Genomic DNA, 24,508 nt, shown 5'->3' on the forward strand with positions numbered 1-24,508 from the left:
TCTGGGCCAGGCACCGCCGCGACAGACAAAAAAAGGGAGGCATACGCCCCCCAGAGGTTAACCGTTTGTAGATGAGGGCCTGAAAATCAGCCCTCGATCTCGATCAGGATCTCGCCCGGGTTGACCCGGTCGCCCTTGGCCACATGAATGGCGGTGACCTTGCCGGCAATCGCCGCCTGCACTTCGGTCTCCATCTTCATCGCCTCGGTGATCAGCACCGGCTGGCCAGCCTTGACCGTATCGCCTTCCTTGACCAGTACATCGACGATGTTGCCCGGCATGGTGGTGCTGACATGGCCCGGCGCGCTGGCCTGCTTGCGTTTGCTGCTGCCACCGCCGACGAACTCGTTGAGCGGCTCGAACACCACTTCTTCCGGCATGCCGTCGATGGACAGGTAGAAGTGACGCTTGCCTTCAGCCTTGACGCCGACACCGGTGATGTCCACCCGGTAGGTTTCGCCGTGCACGTCGATGACAAACTCGGTCGGTACGCCTTCGCCACCAGCCGACGCCACCGCGCCTGCTTCCGGAATCGGCAGCAGCACTTCAGGGGTCAGGGTGCCGGCCTCGCGCTCCTCGAGGAACTTGCGCCCGATATCCGGGAACATGGCGTAGGTCAGTACGTCTTCTTCCGACTTGGCCAGGGCGCCGATGTCGTTGCGCAGCTTGGTCATTTCCGGCTTGAGCAAATCGGCCGGGCGCACGTCGATGACGTCTTCGCTACCAATGGCCTGGCGCCGCAGTTTTTCGTCGACCACACCTGGAGCCTTGCCGTAACCGCCTTGCAGGTACAGCTTCACCTCGTTGGTGATGGTCTTGTAGCGCTCGCCGGCGAGCACGTTGAAGAACGCCTGGGTACCGACGATCTGCGAGGTCGGGGTCACCAGCGGCGGGAAGCCGAGGTCTTCGCGGACCCGCGGGATTTCCGCCAGCACTTCGTTCATGCGGTTGAGCGCGCCCTGCTCCTTGAGCTGGTTGGCCAGGTTGGAAATCATCCCGCCCGGTACCTGGTTGACTTGCACACGGGTATCGACGGCGGTGAATTCGCTTTCGAACTGGTGGTACTTCTTGCGCACGGCATAGAAGTACAAGCCGATTTCCTGCAGCAGTTCCAGGCTCAGGCCAGTGTCGAATTCGCTACCCTTGAGGGCCGCGACCATCGACTCGGTGCCCGGGTGGCTGGTGCCCCAGGCGAAGCTGGAGATCGCCGTATCGATATGATCAGCGCCGTTTTCGATTGCCTTGAGCTGGCACATGGCAGCCAGGCCGGCGGTGTCGTGAGAATGGACGAACACCGGCAGCGACTGCTCGGCCTTCAGTGCCTTGACCAGCTCGCCGGTGGCGTACGGGGTCAGCAGGCCGGCCATGTCCTTGATTGCCACCGAGTCGCAACCCATGGCTTCCATCTGCTTGGCCTGGGCGACGAATGCTTCGATGGTGTGCACCGGGCTGGTGGTATAGGCGATGGTGCCCTGGGCATGTTTGCCGGCGGCCTTCACTGCTTCGATCGCCACGCGCAGGTTACGCACGTCGTTCATGGCGTCGAAGATGCGGAACACGTCGATGCCGTTGACCGCTGCCTTGGCGACGAAGGCTTTGACCACGTCATCGCTATAGTGGCGGTAGCCCAGCAGGTTCTGCCCGCGCAGGAGCATCTGCAGGCGAGTGTTGGGCAGTGCCGCGCGCAGTTTGCGCAGGCGCTCCCACGGGTCTTCCTTGAGGAAGCGCACGCAGGCGTCGAAGGTCGCCCCGCCCCAGACCTCCAGCGACCAGTAGCCGACCTTGTCTAGCTTGTCGCAGATCGGCAGCATGTCTTCGGTACGCATGCGGGTGGCCAGCAGGGACTGGTGGGCGTCGCGCAGGATTGTGTCAGTGACAAAGATCTTCTTGGACATTCTTATCTCCTCATAGCGGCAAGCTTCAAGCTACAAGCCGCAAGAAAAAGCCGATCCGCTTCTACTTGCAGCTTGCCGCTGGCAGCTTGCGGCTGCATTCATAGGCCTGCGTGGGCGGCGATGGCGGCGGCGATGGCCAGGGCCAGCTCTTCGGGTTTGCGCTTGATCGAGTAGTTGGTCAGTTCAGGGTGGCTTTCAACGAAGCTGGTATTGAACTGACCGCTGCGAAATTCCGGATTGCGCAGGATTTCCTGGTAATAGGCGGCAGTGGTTTTCACCCCCTGCACGCGCATGTCGTCCAGGGCCCGCAGGCCGCGGTCCATGGCTTCTTCCCAGGTCAGCGCCCAGACCACCAGTTTCAGGCACATCGAATCGTAGAACGGTGGAATGGTGTAGCCGGTGTATATCGCCGTGTCAGTGCGAACGCCCGGGCCGCCGGGGGCGTAGTAACGGGTGATCTTGCCGAAGCTGGGCAGGAAGTTGTTCTTCGGGTCTTCGGCATTGATCCGGAACTGCAGGGCGAAGCCGCGGTGCTGGATGTCTTCCTGCTTGACCGACAGCGGCAGGCCGGAAGCGATGCGGATCTGCTCGCGGACGATATCGATGCCGGTGATTTCTTCGGTGATGGTGTGTTCCACCTGCACCCGGGTGTTCATCTCCATGAAGTACACCTCGCCATCGGCGAGCAGGAACTCCACGGTACCGGCGTTCTCGTAGCCCACGGCCTTGGCCGCGCGCACCGACAGGTCGCCGATATAGGCGCGCTGTTCGGGGGTCAGTTGCGGGCTCGGGGCGATTTCGATGAGCTTCTGGTTACGGCGCTGGATCGAGCAGTCACGCTCGAACAGGTGGACAACGTTACCGAAGCTGTCACCGAGGATTTGCGCCTCGATGTGTTTCGGGTTGACGATGCATTTTTCCAGGAACACTTCCGCAGAACCGAAAGCCTTGGTCGCTTCGGAGATTACCCGCGGAAAGGCTTGCTCCAGCTCTTCACAGCTGTTGCAGCGGCGAATACCGCGACCGCCACCGCCGGAAGTAGCCTTGAGCATCACCGGATAACCGATGCGGTCGCCTTCAAGCAGGGCTTCGTGGATGTCGGCGACGTTGCCTTCGGTGCCAGGGGTGACCGGTACGCCGGCCTTGATCATGCTGCGGCGGGCTTCGGTCTTGTCACCCATGCGGCGAATGACTTCAGCCGCCGGGCCTATGAATTTGATACCGCGTTCGGCACAGATGTCCGCAAGTTCAGCGTTCTCAGACAGAAAACCATAACCGGGATGCAGCGCATCACAACCAGTTTCCACGGCCAGGTTCACCAGCTTGCGCGGGTTCAGGTAGCCGGCCAGGGGCTCGGCACCAATGCTGTGGGCCTCATCGGCACGTTTAACGTGCAAGGCATGGCGGTCGGCGTCGGAGTAGATCGCCACGGAACGGATGCCCATCTCGGCGCAGGCACGCACGATTCGAACAGCAATTTCACCGCGGTTGGCGATCAGGATCTTTTTTATCACTGGAATATTCCCAAGGCCGCTAGAACAAACGAGCCGGCAACGCCGGTCGGCGCGTGACCAATCGTCGCTGGCCAGTCGCATCTTTACCCTAGCGCTGTCTCTGGATAAACAAAAATCAATATTTATTAGGGTGTGCATAAGCAAAAGCTTATAGTGCTGTTACAAGGTTTTGCCGGGGCTTGAGAGAAATGCGTAAGTCATTGATGCGTATGACATTGCGTCAACTTCAGATCTTCAATGAGGTCTGTGATTTGCGTTCCTACAGCCGGGCGGCCGAGGAGATGAACCTGACGCAACCCGCCGTTAGTCTACAGATCCGCCAGCTCGAAGAATTGGTCGGCCAGCCGTTGTTCGAGTACGTCGGCAAAAAACTCTACCTGACCGAGGCCGCCGAAGCGCTGCAACGCGCCAGCCGCGATATCTTCGGGCGCCTGGAGAGCCTCGACATGCAGCTCTCGGACATGCAGGGCTCGCTGCAGGGGCAACTGAAGCTGGCGGTCGAGTCCAGTGCCAAGTACTTCGTCCCGCACCTGTTCGCCGCTTTCAAGCGCCTGCACCCCGAGGTCAATCTTACCCTCACGGTAGTCAACCGGGCCCAAGCCATCCGTCGTCTCTCGGACAACCGCGATGACCTGATCATCATGTCCATGGTGCCCCAGGACATGGGCCTGGAGTTCCTGCCGTTCCTCAACAATCCGATCGTTGCCGTGGCGCCACCCGATCATCCGCTGTGCAAGCTCGACAGCCTGCGTCTGCAGGACCTTGAGCCGCACACGCTATTGGTACGCGAACAGGGCTCGGGCACGCGCAAAGCCTGCGAGGAGTACTTCAAGGAAAAGCGCGTGCACTTCACCCAGACGCTGGAGGTGGCCTCGGCCGATGCCCAGCGCGAGTGCGTGATTGCCGGCCTGGGCATCGCCCTGCTGACCCGCCACGCGCTGAACCTGGAGCTGGCTACTGGCGTGCTACGCGAGCTGCCGGTCGAAGAGCTGCCGCTGTACCGCAGCTGGTGCGTGGTGCAGTCCAAGGCCAAGCGGCAGTCGCCGGTAGCCCTGGCCTTTTTAGCGTTCATTCGCAGCGAACGTGCGCAGATCAGCGGGCTTGTTGAGCGTTTCTCGGGGATTCTGCCGCCGATACCTGCCACACGCTGATACTCTGCAAGTCGGGGTAGTCGGTAATTTCCTGCAGCAGGCGGCGCTGCTCGGAGTAGCTTTCGATCGCGCGGCGAAACTCCATGCGGCGCTGGTCTTTTTCCTGCTGCTTGCGGGATTTGGCGTTGGGTTGGTACGAGCCATCGAATTCACGAGCCATTGCATATCTCCCTTATCGAGTGCGGGAGTTTCAGCCTGACGTCGTGGCATTACGGTTTGGCGGCGGGTCAATGACAAATCAATGAACCCGCACCAAAGACTCAGTCGTCCATCGCCTTGATCGACTTGGGCGACAGGCGCAGGCTGCGCAAGCTGCGTTTGACGCTCTTGAGGTGGTTGACCAGGCTCGGCCCACGGGCCATGGCCACGCCCATGGCCAGCACGTCGATCACCACCAGGTGGGCGATGCGCGAGGTCAGCGGGGTGTAAATCTCGGTATCTTCGTGCACGTCGATGGCCAGATTGACGGTCGACAGCTCCGCCAATGGGGTCTGGCTTGGGCACAGGGTGATCAGCGTGGCGCCGCTTTCACGCACCAGGTTGGCGGTGATCAGCAGGTCCTTGGAGCGCCCCGACTGGGAAATGCAGATGGCCACATCGCCCGGCTTGAGAGTGACCGCCGACATTGCCTGCATGTGCGGGTCGGAATACGCCGCCGCGGTCAGCAGCAGGCGGAAGAACTTGTGCTGGGCATCGGCCGCTACCGCGCCGGAGGCACCAAAGCCGTAGAACTCGACGCGCTGGGCCTGGGCCATGGCGGATACCGCACGCTGCAAAGCCTGTGGATCGAGGTGCTCGCGCACTTCCATCAGGGTGTGCAGAGTGGTGTCGAAGATCTTCAGGCTGTAGTCGGCAACCGAGTCGTCTTCGTGAATGGCGAACTGGCCGAAACTCGCGCCCGCCGCCAGGCTCTGGGCCAGCTTGAGCTTGAGGTCCTGGAAACCGGAACAACCGATCGCACGGCAAAAACGCACGATGGTCGGCTCGCTGATGCCGACGCTGTGGGCAAGGTCGGCCATTGAGCTATGCATGACGGCCGCTGGATCAAGCAGCACGTGATCGGCAACCTTGAGTTCCGATTTGCGTAGCAGATGGCGCGACTGGGCGATGTGTTGCAACAGATTCAAGGGCAGGACTCGGTTATGATCGACTGACCGGGTTGTAGCTTTCTTGTAGTTATACTACATGACCGGCGACCCGCCCAGCTAAACGAACTAGGAGAGTGGTGGTATTGACTATCCCTTGCGACATCATGGTGTTCGGCGGCACCGGTGACCTGGCCCTGCACAAACTGCTTCCGGCGCTCTACCACCTGTATCGCGAGGCTCGCCTGCACCCTGCCGTGCGCATCATCGCCCTGGCCCGCAGCAATCTGCCACGCAATGAATTCCTCAAGCTCGCCGAACGTCGCTGCCGGGCGCAGATCGCCCGCGCCGACTTTGACGAGGATGTCTGGGCGCGCTTCTCGGCGCGCCTCGACTACTTCCCCATGGACGCTTCGCAAAGTGCCGACTTCGTGCGCCTTGCGCGCTTCCTTGGTGAGGCCGGTGGCCTGACCCGGATCTACTACCTGGCCACCGCACCGAACCTGTTCGTGCCGATTGCCAACCACCTGAAAATCGCCGGACTCGCCGACCACGATGCGCGCATCGTCCTGGAAAAACCCATTGGCCACTCGCTGGAGTCGGCCACGGCAATCAACGAGGCCTTCGGCGCGGTGTTCGCCGAGTCGCAGGTGTTTCGAATCGATCACTACCTGGGCAAGGAGACTGTGCAGAACCTCATGGCCCTGCGCTTTGCCAATGCCCTGCTCGAGCCGGTGTGGCGCAACAACCAGGTCGATCATGTGCAGATCAGCGTGTGTGAAACCCTGGGCGTAGAGAACCGCGGCGCCTACTACGACCGCGCCGGTGCCACCCGCGACATGCTGCAGAACCACCTGCTGCAACTGCTTTGCCTGGTGGCCATGGAGCCGCCAGCACAGTTCGAGGCCGAGGCGGTTCGCGACGAGAAAGTGAAGATCCTCAAGGCCCTGCAACCTATCACCGGCCAGGACGTGCAGGACAAGACTGTGCGCGGCCAGTACAGCGCCGGCAAGATCGGCGGCCAGGAAGTACCAGCCTATTACTTCGAGAAAGATGTCGACAACGACAGCGATACCGAGACCTTCGTCGCCGTAGAAGCACATATCAACAACTGGCGTTGGGCCGGCGTGCCTTTCTACTTGCGCACCGGCAAGCGCCTGGCCAAGCGCTCGTCGCAGATCGTCATCCAGTTCAAGCCGGTGCCCCATCGCCTGTTCGAAGGTGACCAGGCCAACCAGCTACTGATCCAGCTGCAACCCGACGAGCGCATCAGCCTGCAGATGATGACCAAGACCCCGGGCAAGGGCATGCGCCTGGAGCCGGTGGAACTCAACCTCAACCTGGCCCAGGTATTCGGCCAGACTCGCCGCTGGGACGCCTATGAACGGCTGTTGCTGGATGTGCTCGAAGGCGACTCAACGCTGTTCATGCGCCGTGACGAGGTCGAGGCGGCCTGGGCCTGGATCGACCCGATCCTCAATGGTTGGCAAGAGCACTTCCAGGCGCCGCGCCCTTACCACGCTGGCAGTAACGGCCCGGACCAGGCCCATAGCCTGTTGGCCCACCAAGGCCGCGCCTGGCACCTCTAAAAGCGGTAGCGGCTGGCGAGTAAGCCTGCCAGCTCCTGCGCCGGTACCGGCCGGCTGATCAGGTAGCCCTGCACTTCGTTGCAGCCCTGCTTGCGCAGGAAATCCAGCTGCTCCTGGGTTTCGACGCCCTCGGCCACCACCTGCAGGTCCAGGCTCTGGGCCATGGCGATGATCGCCCGGGTGATGGCCGCGTCCTCACTGCCCTCGCTCAGGCCACGGATAAAGGCCTGATCGATCTTCACGTAGTCCACCGGGAAACGCTTGAGGTAGCTGAGCGATGAATAGCCAGTGCCGAAATCGTCGATCGCCAGCTTCACCCCCAGTTCATGCAACTGGCGGAAGGTGGCGATGATGTGTTCGACGCTGTCGAGCAATTGACTCTCGGTCAGCTCCAGCTCCAGCAGATGCGGAGCCAGCCCGCTCTCATCCAGCACCTGGCGCACCAGGCTGACCAGCTTGCCCTGGCGCAACTGATACACCGACAGGTTCACCGATACTCGGATTGGCGCAAGGCCCATGCGCTGCCACTCGCAGGCTTGCCAGCAGGCCTGGCGCAGGACGAATTCACCCATCGGCGCGATCAGCCCGGTTTCTTCGGCCAGGCCGATGAAATCCGACGGCGGCACCATGCCCCACTGCGGATGCTGCCAGCGCACCAGCGCCTCGGCCGCATGTAGGCGGCCGGTGGCCAGGCACAGCTTGGGTTGGTAGTAGACCTGCAATTGCCGCTCTTCGATGGCCTTGCGCAGGTGGTTTTCCAGCTGCAGGCGCTGCAGGGTGCTGGCCTGCAAGCTCTCGGTGTAGAACTGGAAGTTGTCGCCACCCAGGTGCTTGGCGTGCTGCATGGCGGTATTGGCCTGGCTGACCAGCACCGTGACATCCCGCGAGGTGTCGGCCAGCAAGCTGATACCCACCGAAGCGCTGATCACCAGTTCGTGGCCATCGACCCGCAGGGGCACGCGTAGCTTGTCGAGCAGGCGGCTGGCGACCCGTACCAGGCTCGACAGGTTGCTGTAGGCGTCGAACAGCACGGCGAACTCGTCGCCGGAAAGCCGCGCCACGGTGTCGGCCTCGGGCATGGCATTACTGATGCGCTGGGCCATCTGCTTGAGCAAATGGTCGGCAACTTCATGGCCAAGGCTGTCATTGAGCAGCTTGAAGCGGTCCAGGTCGATGTGCAGCAGGGCCAGGCCACGCCCGCTCTGGCGCAGGCGCTCGCCGGCCTCGTGCAGGCGCAGGCGGAACAAGGCGCGGTTGGCCAGGCCCGTCAGTTCATCATAGTGGGCCAGGTAGCGCAGGCGCTCTTCAGACTCGCGGCGCGCCGACAGGTCGGTAAAGAAGCCGACGATGCTGGTCAGGTTGCCGCGGGCATCACGTACACCGTTAAGCTGCAGCCACTGTGGATAGAGCTCACCGTTCTTGCGCGCCTCGACCAGTTCGCCTTGCCAGCTGCCCTGTTGCTCCAGGGCCAGCTCGATAGCCTGTGAATGTCGGCGAGCATCGAGGCTGCACGCCAGCTCCAGCAACCGCCCTTGCAGCAGTTCTTCGCGGTTGTAGCCGGTGACCCGGCAGAAGGCCTGATTGACGGCCAGCAGTACATAGTCAGGGTCAAGAATCACAATGCCTTCGCTGGCCGCTTCAAACACTGTCGCAGCCAGACGCTGTTGCTCCTCCTGGGCTTTTTGCGCGCTGATTTCCCGGCGGGTGCCGAGCATGCGCAGTACCCGCCCGCTGGCATCACGCTCCACCGCCCGGCCACGGTCCTCAATCCAGCACCAATGGCCCTGGCGGTGACGCACCCGGTAGTCAATGCGGTAGTCCTCGCTGCGCCCTTTGAGGTGTTCGACCAGGGTGCGCTTGAGCAACGGAACGTCGTCGGGATGAAGGCGTGGCTTGAGGTGCGCGAGCATTTCCTGGACCTGCTCAGGCTCCAGGCCGAACAACTCGCGCAATTGCGTGTGGTGGATTTCGTCGGTGTCCAGGTTCCAGTCCCACAGCCCCAGCTCACTGGCCTCAAGCGCCAGGGCCAGGCGCTGTTCGCTCTTGCTCAGGGCCTGGTTGGCGACATCGAGTTCCTGGCTGCGCTGGGCAACACGCGACTCCAGCCCAACCTGCGCCTCACGCAGCTGTTCCTCGATCAACCGGCGCTGTTCGACCTCTTTGGCCAATGCCTGGTTGAGGCTCTCGCTGCGGCTTTGCGCCGCTTGCAGATGCTCGATCAGCTCCTGGTTCTGAAAGCGTCGCAGCAATCCGCGTTCGATCAGCCGATTGACCTGCCAGGCCACCACCGACAGCGCAATCAACAGGATCAGCCCAAGCCAGCCCCAGCCGCGCTGCTGTTCGTCGCCATTCCAGAACAAGAAGGCAATCGGCGGCAGCAGGCACGGCAAGGTAAAACTGAGAAACGCCGGCAGGCTGACGGCATAGGCCACGCTGGCCGATAGCGTCGCCGCCCCCAGCAGGCCAAACACCCAGGCCTGCTGGACGAAGTTGTCTACAGGCACCAGGGCAATCGCCGCGCTGGCCAGGGTCAGGCCGCTGAAGGCCGAACCGAGCAAAAACATCCGCCACCAGGTCGGCTGGGCTTGCCGGTCGGGCATGGCAGCATCGAAAGCGGCCACCTGGATCACCCGCAACGCCACCAGCGCCATCAGCCAGACCACCCAGACGCTGACCAGCAGGTAACGCGCCGGGTTCCACAGCAGCCAGGCACAGACAAGGCCGTTGAGCAGCATGAACAGGGTCGGCAGCAACGAGCCTTGATACAGCAGGCGGGTGCGCTCGACAGCCAGTTGCGGTGCGAAGTGTTTGCGAATACTCCGGCGCGCTTGGGCTGGGGCGCTCAGGGAGTCGGAACCGAGTGTCATAGGCGGTGTTCTTGTAATGGTTAGCCTTAAACGTGCACGGAGCATACACAAGCAAGCCCCTGGGCCAAACTGCTCTGGATCATAATTATTTCATCGCATTTCCCGACGGCAGGTGCTCAAGCACGCAGGCCTTGGGCTGGAGCCGGTGACCGGCCGGTCGTCAGCGCCAAGTTTTTCTACTGTATATTTGCCCAAGGGTCGCCTGCGCCCCTAAAATGGCCGGATGCGCGATGATCTCTCTCTCCTGTTGAACTCTCTCAACGACGCCCAACGCCAGGCTGTAGCTGCGCCGGTCGGTCGTCAGTTGGTCCTGGCCGGTGCCGGCTCCGGCAAGACCCGTGTGCTGGTGCACCGCATCGCCTGGTTGATCCAGGTGGTGCAGGCCTCGCCGCACTCGATCCTGTCAGTGACCTTCACCAACAAGGCCGCTGCCGAGATGCGCCAGCGTATCGAACAGCTGATGGGCATCAACCCGGCCGGCATGTGGGTCGGCACCTTCCACGGCCTGGCGCACCGCCTGTTGCGCGCGCACTGGCAAGAGGCCGGGCTGAACCAGAACTTCCAGATCCTCGACAGCGACGACCAGCAGCGCCTGGTCAAACGGGTGATCCGTGAGCTGGGCCTCGATGAACAGCGCTGGCCGGCTCGTCAGGCCCAGTGGTTCATCAACGGCCAGAAAGACGAAGGCCTGCGCCCGCAACATATTCAAGCCAGTGGCGACCTGTTCCTGGGCACCATGCGCAGCATCTATGAAGCTTACGAGGCAGCCTGCCAGCGCGCCGGCGTCATCGACTTCTCCGAGTTGCTGCTGCGCGCCCTGGACCTGTGGCGCGACCATCCGGGTCTGCTCGAGCACTACCAGCGGCGCTTCCGCCATGTGCTGGTCGACGAATTCCAGGATACCAACGCCGTGCAGTACGCCTGGCTGCGGCTGCTGGCCAAAGGTGGCGACAGCCTGATGGTGGTCGGCGACGACGACCAGTCGATTTATGGCTGGCGCGGCGCCAAGATCGAGAACATCCACCAGTACACCGCCGACTTCCCCGACGCCGAGCTGATTCGCCTGGAGCAGAACTACCGCTCCACCGCCGGCATCCTCAAGGCGGCCAACGCCCTGATCGCCAATAACAGCGGGCGCCTGGGTAAAGAGCTGTGGACCGACGGTGGCGATGGCGAGCCGCTGAGCCTGTACGCCGCCTTCAACGAACACGACGAAGCCCGCTACGTGGTCGAGAGCATCGAAAGCGCGCTCAAGACTGGCCTCGCACGCAGCGATATCGCCATTCTCTATCGCTCCAACGCCCAGTCGCGGGTGCTTGAAGAGGCGCTGCTGCGCGAACGCATTCCTTACCGCATCTATGGCGGCCAGCGCTTCTTCGAACGCGCCGAGATCAAGAACGCCATGGCCTACCTGCGCCTGCTCGAAGGCCGCGGCAATGACGCCGCCCTCGAGCGGGTGATCAACGTGCCGCCACGCGGTATTGGCGAAAAAACCGTCGAAGCGATTCGCGAACACGCGCGTCACGCCCAGGTCTCGATGTGGGAGTCGATGAGCCTGCTGATCGCCAACAAAGCGCTCAAAGGCCGCGCCGCCAGCGCCCTGGGTGCGTTCATGGAAATGATCGAGAACCTTGCCGCCAAGGTCCTGGAGATGCCCCTGCACCTGATGACCCAGACGGTTATCGAGCAGTCCGGGCTGATCGTCTATCACCAGGAAGAAAAAGGCGAGAAGGGCCAGGCCCGGGTAGAAAACCTTGAGGAACTGGTCAGCGCCGCGCGCAACTTCGAAAACAGCGAAGAAGACGCCGAACTGTCGCCCTTGGCGGCCTTCCTCGGCCATGCTTCGCTGGAGGCCGGCGACGCCCAGGCCGACGAGCATGAAGACAGCATCCAGCTGATGACCCTGCACAGCGCCAAGGGCCTGGAGTTCCCCCATGTGTTTCTGGTCGGCATGGAAGAAGGCCTGTTCCCGCACAAGATGAGCCTGGAAGAGCCCGGCCGTCTTGAAGAAGAACGCCGCCTGGCCTATGTCGGCATCACCCGCGCCATGCAGCAGTTGGTGATGACCTACGCCGAAACCCGCAGGCTGTACGGCAGCGAGACCTACAACAAGGTCTCGCGCTTCGTACGCGAGATTCCGGCCGGCCTGGTGCAGGAAGTGCGCTTGTCCAACAGCGTCAGCCGCCCGTTCGGCTCCGGTCAGCAGCAGAACTCGAGCAGCCTGTTCGCCAACGCCAACATCCCGCAGACCGCCTTCAACCTTGGCCAACGGGTGCAGCATGCGGTATTTGGCGAAGGTGTGATCCTCAACTTCGAAGGCTCCGGCGCCCAAGCCCGGGTCCAGGTCAACTTTGCCGAAGGCAGCAAGTGGCTGATGCTCGGTTACGCCAAGCTCGAAGCGCTGTAACGCAAAAAATCCTGTAGGAGCGGGCTTGCCCCGCGATGCAATGTGACTTGCACGCCGCAATCGCGGGGCAAGCCCGCTCCTACAGCGTATTCAGATCATTCAGGCAAAAGCTGGAAACATTATGGCGCTGGTCATGTGTCCTACAACCTGTGCACCATGACGCGCGTGCAATCCACAAAACGGGAATACCCTTCTATGCAACGTTTTCTTAGCATCGCTTTGGCGCTGTGCATCGGCCTGACGATGAGTCTCGACGCCAACGCCAAACGCTTCGGCGGCGGCAAGAGCTCGGGCGCCGCGCCGACCCACCAGACCCGTCAGGCGGCCCCGGCTACTCCGGCTGCCTCGCCAACTGCGCCAGGTCGCGCACCTGCCGCTGCCAGCGGTGCTTCGCGCTGGCTCGGCCCCCTGGCCGGTCTCGCCGCCGGTGGCCTGCTGGCCTCCATGTTCATGGGCGACGGCTTCCAGGGCATGCAGATCTTCGACATCCTGATCATGGCGCTGATCGCCTTCCTGGTGTTCCGCTTCATTGCCGCCCGTCGCCGCAAGCAGCAGCCACAAATGGCCGCCGCCGGCCACGCGCCTTTCCAGCGTGAAGTGCACCAGCCTGCCCAGTCGTCGATCTTCGGTGGTTCGGCTGCACCTGCCGCCGCCCGTCCGGTGATCAACGCCCCGGCCTGGTTCAACGAGCAGAGCTTCCTGGCTGCTGCCCGCAACCACTTCCAGTCGCTGCAGCAGCACTGGGATGCCAACGAAATGGACAAGATCGCCGAGTTCGTCACCCCGCAGATGCTGCAGTTCCTCAAGCAGGAGCGTGCTGACCTGGGTGATGCATTCCAGTCCACCTACATCGACGACCTGAACGTGCAGCTCGACGGCGTCGACGACCGCGCCGACAAGACCATCGCCACCCTGACGTTCAGTGGTGTGTCGAAGACCTCGCGCTTCGACCAGGGCGAACCGTTCAGCGAAAGCTGGAACATGGAACGCGCACCGGGCGAGAACCAGCCTTGGCTGGTTGCCGGGATCCGTCAGAACGGCTGATCTTGAGGCATTGCACAAAAAAACCCCGGGCTTGTCCCGGGGTTTTGCTTTTAGCGCAGCAGGCTACTAGGGTATAACGCGCAGCGTGTCGTAAAGGTTAGAGGATAGAACCGTGGAAGAAGTCATCGAACAGCTCCGAGAAGCCAATGAACCGGTACCGGTGCCGCTGGAGTTGCCGGACGAAGACCAACTGGTCGAAATCGAAGAAGAGTTGTTCATCAACATTCCGTTCGTCTTCAAGGAATTCCTGCTGACGGTCAGCGACGTGGTCTACGGCAGCCTGGAGCCGGTCACCGTCACCGACCCGCAGTCGCATACCTACTTGCCGGACGTGGCGGCCAATGCCTGGGATGCCGGCGTGCCGCGTGACCTGATCCCGATCTGCCAGGACGGCGACGACTACTACTGCGTCGAAGAAGACGGCACCGTGGTGCTGTGGTCCGGCGAAGAAGAGATCGTTACCGAAGACAGCTGGGAATCGGTCTGGCACTGGGCGCGGGACGTCTGGCTGGAAAGCTGAATGAGAAATACCCGCATAAAATAATGGCTCTTGGCTATTAATGCTCGTAGAATCGCCACGCCTTCCCGCGCGTGGCGCTTCGCTACCGCTCCATCCCCTCGGACATTCGAACCGCCCCGCGCAGGAAGCGCCTCTTAGTGGTGGTTTTCCTGGTTGTTTTCCAGGGTCTCCAGCAAGGCGATCTGCATGCGTGTATGCACACGGATGAACCAGCGCCACAGCACCGCAACCACCACCGCCGCGACTACCACGATCAGCAACAGCAGCTCGCTGGTGGGCAGAATGCTGGCCGACAGCGCCGACAGCAGCAGGAAAATCACCAGCAGCGACAACAGCGGAATTACCTCGGCAATCACTCGCCGAACCCGCTGGGTATGCCGCCCGGCCATCTCCGGCTTGACCCCCATCTCCGCCAACAGCATCGACAGCGCCTTGAGCTTGCGGTACGCGGCAATCAGGAACGGCAGCGACAGCATCAGCGCCGCCCCCCAGATCAGAGCCTTTTGCTGTCCCACATCGCTGACCCATTCGCTCAGGTAGTCACCGATGCGCGCGGCGAAGTAACCACCGCTGAAGAAGATCGCCACCACCAGCGCCAGGTTCACCCCCACCTGTAGCAGAATCCGCCGGATCATCGACGCCAGCAACGCCCCTTCGCCATGAGGCTGGATGCTGCGCAGCCACTCACCATACAGCGACAGCACCCGCGACAGGCGCCCCGGTACGACCTTGGCCAGCTTCAGCGACAATGGGTCGGCGGCGCGAATCAGGTAAGGCGTGAGCAGCGTGGTAATGGCCGAAACAGCTACCGCCACCGGGTACAGGAAGTCGCTGGTGACCTGCAGGGTCATGCCCAGTGCGGCGATGATGAACGAAAACTCGCCAATCTGCGAAAGACCCATCCCGACCCGCAGCGAGGTCCGTCCATCGTTGCCGGCGATAAAGGCGCCCATGCCGCAGGACAGCATCTTGCCCAGTACCACGGCAATGGTGATGACCACGATAGGCCAGGCGTACTCGACCAGGATCGATGGGTCGATCATCAAGCCGATGGCGACGAAGAAGATCGCGCTGAACAGGTCGCGCACCGGTTCGATCAGGCGCTCAATCTTCAGCAATTGGCGCGACTCGGCCATGATCGCGCCAATCAGAAAGGCGCCCAGGACCATGCTGTATTCAAGCTTGACCACCAGCAGGCAAAAGCCGAAACACAAGCCCAGGACGGTAATCAGCAGCATCTCGTTGCTTTCGAAGCGGGCCACGTAAGCCAGCAGGCGTGGCACCAGCAAAATGCCGATGACCAAGGCAACGATCATGAACAGCGACAGCTTGCCGACCGTGGAAAACACCTCGCCAGAGCTTACTGTGCCACTCACGGCAATACCCGAGAGCAAGGCGATGATGCCTATGCCAAGGATGTCTTCGACGATCAGCACGCCGAAGATCAGCTGCGCAAAACGCTCGTTCTTCATCTTCAGGTCGTTGAGCGCCTTGACGATGATGGTGGTCGAGGAAATCGCCAGGATGGCGCCGAGGAACAGCGAATCCATGGTGTTCCAGCCGAACCAGCGGCCGATCTCGAAGCCGATCCAGATCATCAGCACGATTTCCAGGAACGCGGCGATGAACGCCGTGGCCCCGACCTTGAACAACTTGCGCAGGCTGAACTCCAGCCCCAGGCAGAACATCAGGAAGATTACCCCGAGCTCGGCCAGGGTCTTGATCGTGTCTTCGTCGTGAATCAGGCCAAACGGCGGGGTGTGCGGGCCGATGATGAAACCGGCAACGATGTAGCCAAGCACCACGGGCTGCTTGAAGCGATGGAACAGAATAGTGACCACCCCGGCAACCAGCATGATCACTGCCAAATCCTGAATAAAGCTGATGGCATGCACGGCGTGGGACTCCTTACCTGGTATCCAGAGACAAGCCGCAACTCACCCGATGAATTGTCTGATTGAGTTGCGGGTACATAGCGTTTTAAATGTAGGAAAGCCCACCTTGCATGGGCTTCCTCAGGTTAACACCGCCGCTTGTCGCGAAAAGCCGATGCAATATGAAGAAACAGATCGACCTAAGCATCGCCGCAAATGGCACAAATAGCGTGACGGCAAGGCCGCTGTCAGCGTCCCGTCTACTTAGATGGGAATCGTATTGGGGGAAAGAAGCGTGAACAGCAATCGCCACCCCGCCTCAGCGCAACCTTACCGTGAGCACACTATGGAACCTGGAAACGCCCAGCTGTCGATGACCGTCCTGATGACACCGGACATGGCCAACTTTTCTGGCAACGTCCACGGCGGCACGCTGCTCAAATACCTCGACGAAGTGGCCTATGCCTGCGCCAGCCGCTACGCCGGTCGTTATGTGGTGACCCTGTCGGTCGACCAGGTGGTCTTTCGCGAGCCGGTGCATGTCGGCGAGCTGGTGACCTTCCTCGCCTCGGTCAACTACACCGGCAACACCTCGATGGAAGTCGGCATCAAGGTGGTCACCGAAAACATTCGCGAACGCTCGGTGCGCCACAGCAACAGCTGCTTCTTCACCATGGTCGCCGTCGATGACGACCGCAAGCCGGTTGCGGTGCCGCCGCGCCAGCCTGAAACCAGCGAAGAAAAGCGCCGCTTCCTTCAGGGCAAGCAGCGCCGGCTGATCCGTCAGGAGCTGGAAAAGCGTTACCAGGAGCTCAAGGGCGACGCCCTTTAAACGGCCAGAGGCTGCGCCGCAAAGCGCAGCCGCGGGTGCACGATGCGATCCTGCGCCCGCACCAGCTCCAGCTCGTAGCTGGCACAGGCCTGGGTTTCCAGCAGCACTTCGTGTACTGCGGCGGCGGTGAATTCAAACGCCGCTACCCAGTCATCGCCCAGCAGCAAGCGCGCCAGGAACAAGCCTGAGGTCAGGTCGCCAACGCCTACCGGCTGACGGGCGAATGCCAGCAGCGGGCGGCGGATGTGCCAGCTCCCTTCGCCGGTCACCAGCAGCATTTCGAAATCTTCCGCGCCACGCCCCGGGTACGCCAGGTGCTTGACCAGCACCGCTTTCGGGCCGCGCTCCAGCAGGCTGCGGGCCATGTCGACACAGTCTTGCAGCGACTCGGCACGGCGCCCGCAGAAGCTGTCCAGCTCCAGCTGGTTGGGACACAGTACATCAGCACGGGCCAGCGCTTCTTCGAGCAGAAACTCGCTGACCTCGGCCGGGACGATGCAGCCCTTCTCGGGATGACCCATCACCGGGTCGCACAGGTACAAAGCACGCGGGTTGGCCGCCTTGATCCGGGCCACGCCGCTGAGGATCGCCCGCCCCTGTTCGGCACTGCCCAGGTAACCAGACAACACCGCATCGCAGTTGCCCAGCTCACCGATCGTCGCAATCCCTTCTACCAGTGCAGGTATTTGCGCTGGAGCAAGCACTTCTCCGGTCCACTGGCCATACTGAGTATGGTTGGAGAACTGCACGGTATTGAGCGGCCAGACCTTCACCCCGACCCGCTGCATGGGAAACACCGCAGCGCTGTTGCCGGCATGGCCGAAAACCACGTGGGACTGGATGGCGAGCAGATGCGGTGTACGTTTCATGCAGGTCTTCCGAAAGCGTAGGAATGAAAAACAAGGCGCGCAGTATGGCGCTAAATGCCACCTGTACGACAGACCGGGGAGGCAGTTAAGCTGGGCATACCTCGTTGGAGCATATGTAAATGTTGACCCTGGGAAATCTCTTCGTGCTGATGCTGCTGGCCACGGCAGGCGCCTGGTTGTGGCATAACCACGGCTTGCGTGAAAAGGCTCTGGAGCGGGTCAAGCAGCACTGCGCCAAGCTCGACCTGGAACTGCTCGATGGCAATGTCGCGCTCAAGCGCATCGGTTTTGTTCGCGATGCCAACGGCCGCAAGCGCCTGGCGCGGGTGTACAACTTCGAATTCACCGTGACCGGCGAGCAGCGCCACCCCGGTACAGTCACCCAGTTCGGCGCCCATACCATGCAAATCGAACTGGCGCCCTACCCGTTCGAGATCAAGACGCCTCAACACCACGACAACGTGGTCGAGATGAACCAGTGGCGTCAGGATCATAACCGCTGGCGCAACTAGACGCGGCAGGCCAGCATGACTTGCTTCAACGGTACAGGGTCCTGCGGCGCGGCGAAGATCAGCTCCAGCCGCGAGTCACGGCGCCATTCGCTGCTGGTCCACGACAACGACGCCTGCCCCGCCAGCGCGTTGAGCGACTGCCAGCCGTTCAGGCTGTGGATAACTGCCTTGGCCCGGCGCCAACCCAGGTCTTGCAGAAAAAGCTCCAGGCGAGTGCGATCAAACACCTGGCTCGGGTGCCAACGCCAACCAATGCTCCAACCTTCCGCAGCCTGGTGAATACTGCAAATCGGCTCCTGTGGATTTGTCCACAGGCTACCTGACACCCCGGAAACATTAGCTATTGCCAGCTTATCCACAGCAGCGGGAAGCACTGCCGCATCGCTTTGCACAGGCAGTTCGGACAACGGTAACTGCCCGAAATCAGTCCAGTACAAGCAGGCATCCGCAAGCTGAGAGGTTATCCACAAGCGTTTTTGCGCGTCCAATCCGGCGGATTTGTTCATCACCAGCAGCCCTGCGCTACCCAAGGTCGATTGCTGAGCTTGCGGCAAGGCAACCCCTGCAGCCAACTGCTCGGCATCGAGCACCAGCACTGCCGGTTGTACCGCCAACACGCCTTGCCAGGGCGGTAAACGCAGTTGCTCAAGCAACTGCAACGGATGACCCAACCCGGACGGCTCGATAAAAACCCGATGCGGCCTGGACTTACGCAGCAGGCGACCCAGGCCGACCTGGAATGGCATGCCGTTGACGCAGCACAAGCAACCGCCGGCCACTTCTCCCAGGGCAATCCCATCGTCATCGGTTGCCAGCAGCGCTGCGTCCAGGCCAATCTGGCCAAACTCGTTGATCAGCACCGCCCAGCGCTCATCGGCGGGCCGCTGCGCCAGCAACTGGCGAATCAGGCTGGTCTTGCCGGCACCGAGCGGGCCGGCAATCACGTGGGTAGGAATGTTCTGCAGCATGGGACGGAGCGTGCGCCTGAAATTTTCGCCACTATGCCGTTATATCAGGCCATCCAGTCAAGGCTGAGGATCAAGCGACGTTCGCCGTTGGCCAGTGCCGGCGAGCGATGGACCAACCCGGCGCCCTGATTGCCGAGCCATTTCTCGCCCTTGAGCAAGGCCACCTCACCCTCGGCGAGCTGGCGGATTGCTTTGGCATGCGGCTGATCGCGGGCGAGTTGCGAACGGTCGATTGCACCTTCTTCCAACCATTCACTGCCCGGCCCGGCGTAGGTGCTCAGTAAACGCAAAGGGACGTGGTCGACATGAAATCGCGGGCACATGGCGTTGCCCAGCGCCTGCAAGCGCAGGCCGACTCGCCGGGCGTCGAGCAAGCAGGCGTAGGCAGCCACCAGCCAGGCAACGTCGGTAACAAACGCCACATGGCCTTCCAGGTCGGCATACCCGCCCAGCAAGCCATTGAGGTCCGGTAACTGTTGCTGCTCATCCAGCTCGATGACCCGGCTTTCACTCAGCGGCTGGTTCAGCGACAGCAACATGCGGGCAAAGTCTTCGATCTGAACCGGCAAGCGGCGCTGCCATACCGCGAGATTGACGCCATCCTGCAACGCCTCGGTGAGCACTTGAGGCGATTCGCCGAAGGCCTGGCGCATCACGCCGCGTCCTCGTCAAACCACGGGCCGAACGGGTCGGGCAGTTGCCGCCAAACGTTCACGCCTGCAGCCATTTCTGCATCGTCTAGCAGGCAGCTCGAGAGCTCGGCATCGAGCCGGGTGAAGTCGATGTTCTGGCCGATAAATACCAGCTCCTGGCGGCAGTCACCGTACTCTGCATTCCAGTTCTTGAAGATCTGCGCGCTACTCTGCTCGTCCTGCGGCCAGTGTTCGCGGGGCACAAAGCGCCACCAGCGCCCGGCAAAACCATGACGCATCATGCCGCCGGCCTGCGACCAACTGCCGGCATCCTGGTGCTTGCTGGCGAGCCAGAAGAACCCCTTGGAGCGCAGCAACCGGCCATTGTCCCAGGGCCTGTGGATAAAGTCGTAAAAGCGCTGTGGATGCAGCGGCCGACGCGCTTGCCAGGTGGTCGCGGCAATCCCGTACTCTTCGGTTTCCGGTACGTGTTCGCCGCGCAGTTCCTGCAGCCAGCCAGGCGCCTGGGCGGCGCGCTCGAAGTCGAACAGACCGGTGTTGAGGATCTGCTGCAGCGCTACCTGGCCCATGACCATCGGCACAATCTGCGCCTGGGCGTTAAGGCTGCGCAAGATCGCGCTGAGCTCTTCACGCTCGGCGCTGCTGATCAGGTCGATCTTGCTCAGCAGAATCACATCGGCGAACTCCACCTGTTCGATCAGCAGGTCACTGATCGAGCGCTCATCTTCGTCACCCAGGGTTTCACCGCGGCTGGCCAGGCTTTCGGCGGCCTGATAATCACGCAGGAAGTTCAAGCCATCGACCACCGTGACCATCGTGTCCAGGCGCGCCTGGTCGGCTAAGCTGCGGCCTTGCTCGTCACGAAAGGTAAAGGTCTCGGCGACCGGCAGCGGCTCGGAAATGCCAGTGGACTCGATCAGCAGATAATCAAAACGCCCCTCGCGGGCCAGGCGTGCGACCTCCTCAAGCAGGTCCTCGCGCAAGGTGCAGCAGATGCAGCCGTTGCTCATCTCCACCAGCTTCTCTTCGGCACGGTTGAGGCTGACGTTGCGCTGCACCTCACTGGCATCGATGTTGATTTCACTCATGTCGTTGACGATCACTGCGACCCGCAAGTTGTCGCGGTTTTTCAGCACGTGATTGAGCAGAGTACTTTTGCCGGCACCCAGAAAGCCGGAAAGCACAGTGACGGGAAGACGGTTGGGCATGGGGGCTATCCTCATCGGGGCGAGTGCATTCGAACGATGCATTGCGCAATGTTATATTATAACAATACAATCTCGCCAACCCACTTCGCTCAGAACATGACCAAAGGCCGACCTGGAAGATGAAATCACGTTGCCTTTTTGCCTTCGCTGCTTTGCTGCTGTGCGAATCCGCCGTTGCAAACGGCGCGCCCCTCAGCAACGGCCTGGCGCTTTGTACCCGCAGTGCAACCTTGCTTGCCTGCAGCGATGCCCAGGGCAATTACTACAGCGTACAAACCCAGGGCAGCACCACCTACCTGCGCGGCTTCGAAATGGAGGGCCGCAGGTTGTGGGCGCAAACCAATAGCCGCTATGGCCAACTGACCTTCTTCACAGGCGTGGCGAGCAACGGCGAAACCTGGGTCGGATACAGCCAACGTGTGGGCTGGACCACCTTGAACAAAGTCTCCAGTTCCAGCGGGCAGCGTTTCAATCTGCGCTGCAATCGTCTGAGCGGCTGCCAATAGCCTTCTTGAAAAGTGAACCCCTGATGAGCGCCTTCACCCTCCCTGACATCGCTGCCCAAGCCACCACTTCCCAGTTGCCATTGGATTGGGTCGGCATGTGTGGCATTGCCCTGCCGCTACAAATCAACAGGCAGATTTTACGCGCGAATGCCGACGCTGGTGTCAGCCTTGATGATGGTGCCTCCCGGGGCATTCACATGTCACGCTTGTATCTGGCCTTGGAAGCGCTGGAACACCAAGAGCTGAGCCCGGCCTTACTGCATGGCGTTCTGGAGGGTTTTCTCGACAGTCATGTCGGCCTTTCCGCCAGCGCCTTCTTGACCCTGCGATTCGAACTGATGCTCAAACGCCCTGCGCTAGTCAGCCCATTGGCGGGTTGGAAAGCCTATCCGATTACTCTGGATGCGCAGATAAAAGACGGAGTGTTCCACGTGGAACTATTTGTCGATGTGCAGTATTCCTCCACCTGCCCCTGCTCAGCCGCCTTGGCCCGGCAGCTAATTCAACAGCAATACATTAGCGATTTTGGCAATCGCAACTTGAGCCATGAAGCCGTCCTGAGTTGGCTGGGCAGTGCCGAGGGTATTGTTGCCACGCCCCATAGCCAGCGCAGTGTGGCAAAGCTGCAGGTACGTCTGCGCCCAGGCATCAATGAATTGCCAATAGAGCCGCTGATCAATCAAGTCGAAAGCGCCCTGGGCACTGCAGTGCAAACTGCGGTGAAGCGCGCTGACGAACAGGCCTTTGCCTTGGCCAATGGGCAAAACCTGATGTTCTGTGAAGATGCCGCGCGGCGCTTGAATGTGGCCTTGAAGAGCTTGTCCTGGCTCGCTGGCTTCAACCTGCGTGTGGAACATGCCGAAAGCTTGCATGCCCACGACGCGGTCGCCCATAGCCAATGGCGGTGGTAAGGCGCTTCAGGTTCGCGGTTTGACCGTACCGCAATCATTGCCCAGCCATACCGCACGGGTGTTCATGCTGCCCTGTTGCTGCACACCGGACGCATTGAAGGTGCCGTTAACCTGGGTGGTGAACTCTCGGTCGCTGAGGAAGGTCGCTTCACCGTTGCCCTGAGCTTTGGGACAACTGAAGGTGAACTTCCAGACATTGCCGTTGCGCTCGGTAATCTTTTGGTTACAGCCAGATTTTGGATCTTGCAACGGGATGTCGTTGGTTTTCACCTGCTCCGGCGTCAGGCAGGACCGCACACCTTGACCGGCGACGCTGATCCCTTGCTTGGCCAGGCCACCTTCGATCATCGCCCTTTGCTCCGGCGGCAGGTTCTTCAACTGACCGAGCATGAAGCCCATGTCTGGAAGCGGCTTGCCATCAACCTGCATGTTGCTGGTGGTCAGCTCCCACAGCCCAGGTTGCAACATCTGCGCATGCACCATGGGGCTTGCCAGACCCAGCATCAGTGCCAGCAGCGACAGACGATTTTTCATGTAGTGACTCCTCGAAACTCCAGCCCCAAGCTGGAACACAGCTTAGACGTCAATTTGTGCTTTCGGTTGCAAGTGCTGCCATGAACATGCTCTGTTAGGGGTAGAGCCTTCGGACAGCAGGATGCGTATGGATTACCACAGCCCCTACTTCTTCGGTTACCTCATTGGCGTGATACACCTGCTGGGTGCAATCGCCGCCCTGCACGCAGTGTTCACCGTGCGTACGGCCCAGGGTGCAATCGCCTGGGCATTGTCGCTGCTGTTCATTCCCTACTTCACCCTCATCCCCTACCTGGTGTTTGGCAGCCGTACCTTCGACGCCTACATTCAGGCCCGGCGCCAAGCCAACCGTGAAATGCACGTGGCCATGGCCGATCTCAACTGGCGACCCTGGGTCGAGGAAGCCCTGGCAGCGCGCAATTCGGAATCTTATGGTGCGCTGCGGGCAATGCCCAAGCTGGGGCGCATGCCGTGCCTGGCCAACAACCAGGTACGTCTGCTGGTCGACGGCAAGGCCACCTTCGAGGCAATCTTTCGCGCCATCGCCAGCGCGCGAGATACGGTGCTGGTGCAGTTCTTCATCATTCACGACGATGACCTGGGCCGACAACTGCAAGCGCTGCTACTGAAAAAAGCCGCCGAGGGCGTGAAGGTCTACGTGCTCTATGACAGCGTCGGCAGCCACGCCCTGCCCTCCGCCTACACCCACAAACTGCGCGAAGGCGGCGTCAACATCCGCGCCTTCGCCACCCGCCGCGGCTGGTTCAATCGCTTCCAGGTCAACTTTCGCAACCACCGCAAAATCGTTGTGGTCGATGGCTTGCAGGGGTTTCTTGGCGGGCACAACGTGGGCGATGAGTACCTCGGCGCCACCCCCAAGCTGTCGCCCTGGCGCGATACCCATGTCCAGGTCAGCGGGCCGGTGCTGGCCTGCCTGCAGGAGTCGTTCGCCGAAGACTGGTTCTGGGCGTCGCGAAAACTGCCGCCGCTGATCCTGCCGGACACCTACCCGGAAGACGGAGTGCTCTGCCAAGTACTGGCCAGCGGGCCAGCCGACCCGCAGGAAACCTGTTCGCTGTTCTTCGTTGAAGCCATCCACTCGGCGCGCGAACGCCTGTGGATCACCAGCCCGTACTTCATCCCTGACGAAGCGGTGTTCGCTGCCCTGCGCCTGGCGGTATTGCGCGGGGTGGATGTGCGCATCCTGATCCCATCGCGACCAGACCACCGCATCGTTTACGCCGCCTCCAGCTTGTTCGCCTTCGAAGCGGTGCGCGCCGGGGTGAGGATGTTTCGTTTCGAGCCAGGGTTCCTGCATCAGAAGGTGGTGCTGATCGATAACGAGATCAGCGCCATCGGCAGCGCCAACCTCGACAACCGGTCGTTCCGGCTCAACTTCGAGATCATGCTGCTGACCGTCGACCGCGCATTTGCCGATCAAGTCGAAGCGATGCTCAGCCATGACTTCGAGCGGTCCCGGGAGATCACTGCCGAAGACACCCGTGATACGCACCGCCTGCAACAACTGGGGATGCGTATCGCCCGGCTGATTTCACCGATCCTGTAAGG

Annotated in this window: 21 protein-coding genes; 10 read left to right on the forward strand and 11 right to left on the reverse strand. The window is 61.4% G+C overall.

What is annotated here, in order from left to right:
* Positions 1-86 precede the first annotated feature (86 nt).
* Complete coding sequence (gene oadA / locus ABIE20_RS13860) at positions 87-1,895, reverse strand: sodium-extruding oxaloacetate decarboxylase subunit alpha (RefSeq protein WP_429505562.1); 1,809 nt, start codon at positions 1,893-1,895, stop codon at positions 87-89.
* 98 nt (positions 1,896-1,993) lie between these two features.
* A complete protein-coding gene (locus tag ABIE20_RS13865) occupies positions 1,994-3,409 on the reverse strand; it encodes an acetyl-CoA carboxylase biotin carboxylase subunit (protein ID WP_429505563.1) in 1,416 nt (471 codons plus the stop codon).
* Between the two features lie 203 nt (positions 3,410-3,612).
* Between ABIE20_RS13865 and ABIE20_RS13870 the strand changes: the two genes are divergently transcribed.
* Complete coding sequence (locus ABIE20_RS13870) at positions 3,613-4,560, forward strand: LysR family transcriptional regulator (RefSeq protein ID WP_162195917.1); 948 nt, start codon at positions 3,613-3,615, stop codon at positions 4,558-4,560.
* On the opposite strand, the gene ABIE20_RS13875 is transcribed toward ABIE20_RS13870, so the two are convergent.
* Positions 4,502-4,720 (reverse strand): PA3496 family putative envelope integrity protein, encoded by a 219-nt coding sequence (locus ABIE20_RS13875; protein ID WP_429505564.1) that lies wholly within the window; start codon positions 4,718-4,720, stop codon positions 4,502-4,504. The two genes, ABIE20_RS13870 and ABIE20_RS13875, sit on opposite strands and share 59 nt — an antisense overlap.
* Before the next feature lie 100 nt (positions 4,721-4,820).
* Positions 4,821-5,687, reverse strand: a complete 867-nt coding sequence (hexR, locus tag ABIE20_RS13880; RefSeq protein ID WP_038616018.1) for a transcriptional regulator HexR — start codon at positions 5,685-5,687, stop codon at positions 4,821-4,823.
* Between the two features lie 104 nt (positions 5,688-5,791).
* On the opposite strand from hexR, the gene zwf reads away from it, so the two are divergent.
* Positions 5,792-7,234 carry a glucose-6-phosphate dehydrogenase gene (gene zwf / locus ABIE20_RS13885; RefSeq protein WP_429505565.1) on the forward strand — a complete coding sequence of 481 codons (1,443 nt, stop codon included), beginning with the start codon at positions 5,792-5,794 and terminating at the stop codon, positions 7,232-7,234.
* Here zwf and ABIE20_RS13890 read toward each other — a convergent pair.
* Positions 7,231-10,101: an EAL domain-containing protein gene (locus tag ABIE20_RS13890; protein WP_429505566.1), complete on the reverse strand. Its 2,871-nt coding sequence runs from the start codon at positions 10,099-10,101 to the stop codon at positions 7,231-7,233. The genes zwf and ABIE20_RS13890 overlap by 4 nt on opposite strands.
* A gap of 223 nt (positions 10,102-10,324) precedes the next feature.
* Here ABIE20_RS13890 and uvrD point away from each other — a divergent pair, with 223 nt between their 5' ends.
* The 3 genes from uvrD to ABIE20_RS13905 all read left to right on the forward strand — a co-directional run bounded on the left by uvrD (position 10,325) and on the right by ABIE20_RS13905 (position 14,072).
* Positions 10,325-12,508: a DNA helicase II gene (gene uvrD / locus ABIE20_RS13895; protein ID WP_045199464.1), complete on the forward strand. Its 2,184-nt coding sequence runs from the start codon at positions 10,325-10,327 to the stop codon at positions 12,506-12,508.
* 195 nt (positions 12,509-12,703) lie between these two features.
* Positions 12,704-13,552, forward strand: a complete 849-nt coding sequence (locus tag ABIE20_RS13900) for a Tim44 domain-containing protein (protein ID WP_429505567.1) — start codon at positions 12,704-12,706, stop codon at positions 13,550-13,552.
* Positions 13,553-13,664: 112 nt separating this feature from the next.
* A complete protein-coding gene (locus tag ABIE20_RS13905; RefSeq protein ID WP_010222784.1) occupies positions 13,665-14,072 on the forward strand; it encodes an SMI1/KNR4 family protein in 408 nt (135 codons plus the stop codon).
* Positions 14,073-14,206: 134 nt separating this feature from the next.
* Here the strand turns inward: ABIE20_RS13905 and ABIE20_RS13910 are convergent, their stop codons facing one another.
* On the reverse strand, positions 14,207-15,967 hold the full coding sequence (locus ABIE20_RS13910) for a cation:proton antiporter (RefSeq protein ID WP_429505568.1): 1,761 nt from the start codon (positions 15,965-15,967) through the stop codon (positions 14,207-14,209).
* 325 nt (positions 15,968-16,292) lie between these two features.
* Between ABIE20_RS13910 and ABIE20_RS13915 the strand changes: the two genes are divergently transcribed.
* Positions 16,293-16,778, forward strand: a complete 486-nt coding sequence (locus ABIE20_RS13915) for an acyl-CoA thioesterase (RefSeq protein WP_010222782.1) — start codon at positions 16,293-16,295, stop codon at positions 16,776-16,778.
* Here ABIE20_RS13915 and pdxY read toward each other — a convergent pair.
* The gene (gene pdxY / locus ABIE20_RS13920; protein WP_429505569.1) at positions 16,775-17,647 is read right to left on the reverse strand and encodes a pyridoxal kinase PdxY; all 873 of its coding nucleotides are present in this window, start codon (positions 17,645-17,647) and stop codon (positions 16,775-16,777) included. The two genes, ABIE20_RS13915 and pdxY, sit on opposite strands and share 4 nt — an antisense overlap.
* A 119-nt stretch (positions 17,648-17,766) precedes the next feature.
* On the opposite strand from pdxY, the gene ABIE20_RS13925 reads away from it, so the two are divergent.
* Entirely contained in the window at positions 17,767-18,159 is a 393-nt protein-coding gene (locus ABIE20_RS13925; protein ID WP_010222780.1) for a DUF3301 domain-containing protein, read from the forward strand.
* Here ABIE20_RS13925 and ABIE20_RS13930 read toward each other — a convergent pair.
* Genes ABIE20_RS13930 through zigA form a run of 3 tightly spaced genes read right to left on the reverse strand, consistent with a single transcriptional unit; the run spans position 18,156 to position 20,988 of the window.
* Positions 18,156-19,127: a CobW family GTP-binding protein gene (locus ABIE20_RS13930; RefSeq protein ID WP_429505570.1), complete on the reverse strand. Its 972-nt coding sequence runs from the start codon at positions 19,125-19,127 to the stop codon at positions 18,156-18,158. The two genes, ABIE20_RS13925 and ABIE20_RS13930, sit on opposite strands and share 4 nt — an antisense overlap.
* A 44-nt stretch (positions 19,128-19,171) precedes the next feature.
* Positions 19,172-19,780 (reverse strand): DUF1826 domain-containing protein, encoded by a 609-nt coding sequence (locus ABIE20_RS13935; RefSeq protein ID WP_429505571.1) that lies wholly within the window; start codon positions 19,778-19,780, stop codon positions 19,172-19,174.
* Positions 19,780-20,988, reverse strand: a complete 1,209-nt coding sequence (zigA, locus tag ABIE20_RS13940; protein WP_429505572.1) for a zinc metallochaperone GTPase ZigA — start codon at positions 20,986-20,988, stop codon at positions 19,780-19,782. The genes ABIE20_RS13935 and zigA overlap by 1 nt, the downstream gene beginning before the upstream one ends.
* A 119-nt stretch (positions 20,989-21,107) precedes the next feature.
* Here zigA and ABIE20_RS13945 point away from each other — a divergent pair, with 119 nt between their 5' ends.
* Together ABIE20_RS13945 and folE2 are read left to right on the forward strand one after the other, a co-directional pair.
* On the forward strand, positions 21,108-21,494 hold the full coding sequence (locus ABIE20_RS13945; RefSeq protein WP_045199449.1) for a hypothetical protein: 387 nt from the start codon (positions 21,108-21,110) through the stop codon (positions 21,492-21,494).
* Between the two features lie 23 nt (positions 21,495-21,517).
* On the forward strand, positions 21,518-22,405 hold the full coding sequence (folE2, locus tag ABIE20_RS13950) for a GTP cyclohydrolase FolE2 (RefSeq protein WP_429505573.1): 888 nt from the start codon (positions 21,518-21,520) through the stop codon (positions 22,403-22,405).
* Positions 22,406-22,411: 6 nt separating this feature from the next.
* Here folE2 and ABIE20_RS13955 read toward each other — a convergent pair whose 3' ends face one another.
* A complete protein-coding gene (locus ABIE20_RS13955) occupies positions 22,412-22,939 on the reverse strand; it encodes a DUF3617 domain-containing protein (protein ID WP_429505574.1) in 528 nt (175 codons plus the stop codon).
* A gap of 127 nt (positions 22,940-23,066) precedes the next feature.
* Here ABIE20_RS13955 and cls point away from each other — a divergent pair, with 127 nt between their 5' ends.
* Positions 23,067-24,506 (forward strand): cardiolipin synthase, encoded by a 1,440-nt coding sequence (cls, locus tag ABIE20_RS13960; RefSeq protein ID WP_429505575.1) that lies wholly within the window; start codon positions 23,067-23,069, stop codon positions 24,504-24,506.
* Positions 24,507-24,508: the final 2 nt, after the last annotated feature.

The sequence above is a fragment of the Pseudomonas sp. 2835 genome (assembly GCF_050435905.1).
Lineage (GTDB): Bacteria > Pseudomonadota > Gammaproteobacteria > Pseudomonadales > Pseudomonadaceae > Aquipseudomonas.